Source organism: Gammaproteobacteria bacterium, assembly GCA_027296625.1.
In the GTDB taxonomy this organism is placed as follows: Bacteria; Pseudomonadota; Gammaproteobacteria; order JAKEHO01; family JAKEHO01; genus JAKEHO01.
On record JAPUIX010000064.1, the window covers coordinates 1 to 3,390 of the forward strand.

Annotated in this window: 3 protein-coding genes; 2 read left to right on the forward strand and 1 reads right to left on the reverse strand. The window is 52.6% G+C overall.

The genetic code is table 11. The annotated features are described in order from the left end of the window. On the forward strand, nucleotides 1-670 hold a 670-nt coding region (locus O6944_03715), incomplete at its 5' end, for a hypothetical protein (protein ID MCZ6718249.1). A 40-nt stretch (nucleotides 671-710) separates the two neighbouring features. Here O6944_03715 and O6944_03720 read toward each other — a convergent pair. Beyond that, nucleotides 711-884: a hypothetical protein gene (locus O6944_03720; GenBank protein MCZ6718250.1), complete on the reverse strand. Its 174-nt coding sequence runs from the start codon at nucleotides 882-884 to the stop codon at nucleotides 711-713. Between the two features lie 125 nt (nucleotides 885-1,009). Between O6944_03720 and O6944_03725 the strand changes: the two genes are divergently transcribed. Further along, nucleotides 1,010-3,172 (forward strand): YjbH domain-containing protein, encoded by a 2,163-nt coding sequence (locus tag O6944_03725; GenBank protein ID MCZ6718251.1) that lies wholly within the window; start codon nucleotides 1,010-1,012, stop codon nucleotides 3,170-3,172. Nucleotides 3,173-3,390 lie beyond the last annotated feature (218 nt).

Here is a 3,390-nt window from a genome sequence, read left to right on the forward strand (position 1 = left end):
TACTGTGGCCGAAAACGCCAGGGTGCACAGCCATGTCGTTAGATACATCATCAACACGATGGGCGAAGGAGAGAAAATCATGACACGAGCAATCAACCTATGCGCTTGCGTGCTTGCATCGGCAGCTATCGCCTTCGGCACGACGGCTCGCGCCGAAACACTGGCTGGGTCTCTCACAGAAATGCAGGGGAAGGTACTGGTCAACGCTGGCAACGGGTACGAATTAGCCCAGCCCGGCATGCTGTTGAAGCTCGGAGACCGCGTGTTGACACTGCAGGGTGGGAGCGCGGTCGTCGCTCAGGTTGACGGTTGTGTTACGCGACTAGCAGAAAATACAGCATTCACGCTTCAGGAACCAAGCCTGTGCAACGGAGGCGTGAATACGCTCAGGCAGATCGGGCCATACTATGCACAGGCAATCGGCGCCCCCCAACCCGGCGAAACCATGACGGATGTTCCCCCTGGAGTGCCTGCGGCTGCGCCCGAAGTCGCCGCGGCTGAGGCGGAACCAGGAGCCGCCACGGAAGAACCAACATACGAGCCCGATTATAAACCAAAGAAGAAGCTCTCAAAAGTAACGATGGGTGCGATTATTGCCGCCGTGTTCGCAGCCGCAGGTAGTAGTGGCAGCAGTTCCTCCAGTACGCCTGCGCACATTCCATCAGATTAATACCCGCCGCAGCAGAGGGTAGCCCAAATGGTGCCGTTGCTCAGTAGCGCTCGTCGGTAGCGGTGAGCCCGATCTGAAGTCCCCCGTGTGATCGTAACCAGCGTGACTGATCATCTCGGGTCATCGCTGCGGGCGTGTCCGGTAGGTGTCGCCCCAAAGGATGCATGGCGCTGGACAAGACCTCTACACGGTCGAGTCCAACTCGGCAAGTCACATCGCCTGATGTAATCCGTTAAGGCGTTGCTTTGTTGCCCCAAGCCTCGGTAATCTATATCGGCCTCCGAATAACGATAACGAGCAAAGTCGAAACAGCAGGAATCCCGGCGCATCCGCTCTCAAATGCGATTCAAAGGTTTAACGACGCTGGGCAGAACGCCTGCGGCAACCCCAGAGTCCTATAGACCCCGCCACGTATATCTCACGCTACTTGTCCCGCTGTTCGCACTGCTTTTGACTAAGAACGCCTCAGCTGAACCTAGCACCCTTGGCCAGACGGGCCTGATCAATATGCCGAGTGCGAGAATAGAAGAAGAGGGCACCTTGCGTTTCGGTCTTAGCGCCTTTGATCCTTATACACGGCTTTGGAGCAGCATTACCCTGCTGCCGCGCTTCGAACTGTCAGGCCGGTATACCGAAATCGATAGGGTTCGCGGATTTGAAGACAACGATGATTTTGGGGACTTTAAAGATAAAGCGTTTGACGCAAAGTTGCTCATGTTACGCGAATCACGCTATCGCCCTGCCATAAGTATCGGCACTCAGGACTTCACCGGTACGCAACTATTTTCCGCCAAGTTCATCGCCTTGAGTAAACAGTTTGGTGATTTCGACGTCACGCTAGGTTACGGCGATCAACGCATTGACGGGGGGTTCGGCGGCCTACGTTACCGACCATCGTGGAACAAAAAACTCGGTTTTGTCGTGGAATATGATGCCAATGACTACGAGAATGACTTTCAAGCAAGCACATCGGGCGCCGACGAGCGCGAGGGAGGCCCGACTTACGCATTCGAATACAAATCTCGCTGGTTTGGAACGCAGCTATCTTTCCAGAGTGACGTAGTCGGGGCAAATATTTATGCCTCGATTCCCCTAACAGTGCGGGAATTCGTTCCGAATACAAATGAGCCCGCGCCTTATACCAAAGTTACATCGCGGCCAACAATGAGTGAATGGCGGAGCAATATAGGATACCCTCTCGACCTAGTTCGGGCTTTACAAAGGCAAGGTTATAAGAATGTCCAACTTAGCCTAAAAGGTAGTACCCTTGAAGCAAACCTAACCCACTCGCGTATCTCACTGATGAGTCGGGCAGTCGGGCGCGCGGCCAGAACTATTTTCCTGTTGGGCCCGCGAGATATCGATTCTATCCGAATCACATACACCGTTAACGACTTACCCGTGCTGACTTATACGTTTAAGGATACCTATCTGCTCCAGTACTATTTCGATGGCCTTGTCTCTCAACAGCGATTAGCCGAATCCGTTGAAATTGTCTACAGTTCTCCCGAACATGCTGACCAGTCTGTCAACCACGGCGCTGTGATTCTCGACAATGTCGACGCCAGCGATCGCAAAATTAAGACCATAATTGGTGAAGAGGGACATATCCTACTTGTCAGAAGACAGGACGCTTTTCTCTCTGGTTTTGAGCTCATTCCCTTTAATCTGCGTTTCTTTTTCAATGACCCTAGTGGAGCCTTTAAGTTCGATACTTTTTCCCTCGCTAAGTACAGCAAACACTTTGGTAGGGGTTTCTTCTTCAACACTTCCGCCAGATTGACGCTCTTTGAAGATGTTAGTGACGTAACACAACCTTCAAACAGTGTGTTACCTCACGTACGCTCTGATGTGGCGCTCTATAAACAAGGAGATGACTTGAGGCTGGATACTCTTCTGTTTAATCAATATTTCCATCCTCGGCAGCGGGTCTATGCTAGATTATCGGCCGGATACTATGAGGAGATGTTCGGAGGTTTCGGTGGCCAGATATTGTACCTGCCAAAAAGAGGAAATTGGGCCATTGATCTCAGCGTGGATTCGCTCAAGCAGCGAGATCCAGATGATAGCTTTGAGTTCATCGACTATTCAGTCGTTACGGTGTTAAGCGCTTTTCACTATCGGTTTCCAGCCCTGGGGCTGACTACTACCGCGCGGGCCGGCCGATTTTTGGCCGATGATGATGGTATTCGGTTCGAGCTCAAACGACGCTTCCGGTCCGGCGTGGAGGTCGGTGCCTGGTACACTGTTACCAACGGCGACGACATAACGACACCAGGTAGTCCAGACGATCCTTATCGCGACAAAGGAATCTTTATGTCGGTTCCCTTAAGCACGCTGCTGACGAAGGACACGCAGGTGAGGTCGAATTTGTCGCTCTCGCCTTGGGCACGCGACGTCGGCCAAATGGTCATATCGCCGGACGATCTGTACCAGACACTGGAAAGGCCACTGATGTTCGGCAATCCCGAATATGGCCCCCTGACCGACCTCGAAAAATAGAATCGCACGGGCAATATCGCCACCTGTGTTACCCGTAATCCGAGAGCAAAGCGCCGTACGTGTCGCTTCGCGACAGGGCCTTCCTCCCTGGTTGCGCTGTTTCGGTGCTTGTCACACGTCATTATGGCACTGTAATATGCTGTTGTTCTTGCATATCGTTAGAAAAATCGCACGGCAAGCAGCATCAATAACGAGGGTGGCATAGTGTACTTTGGTTG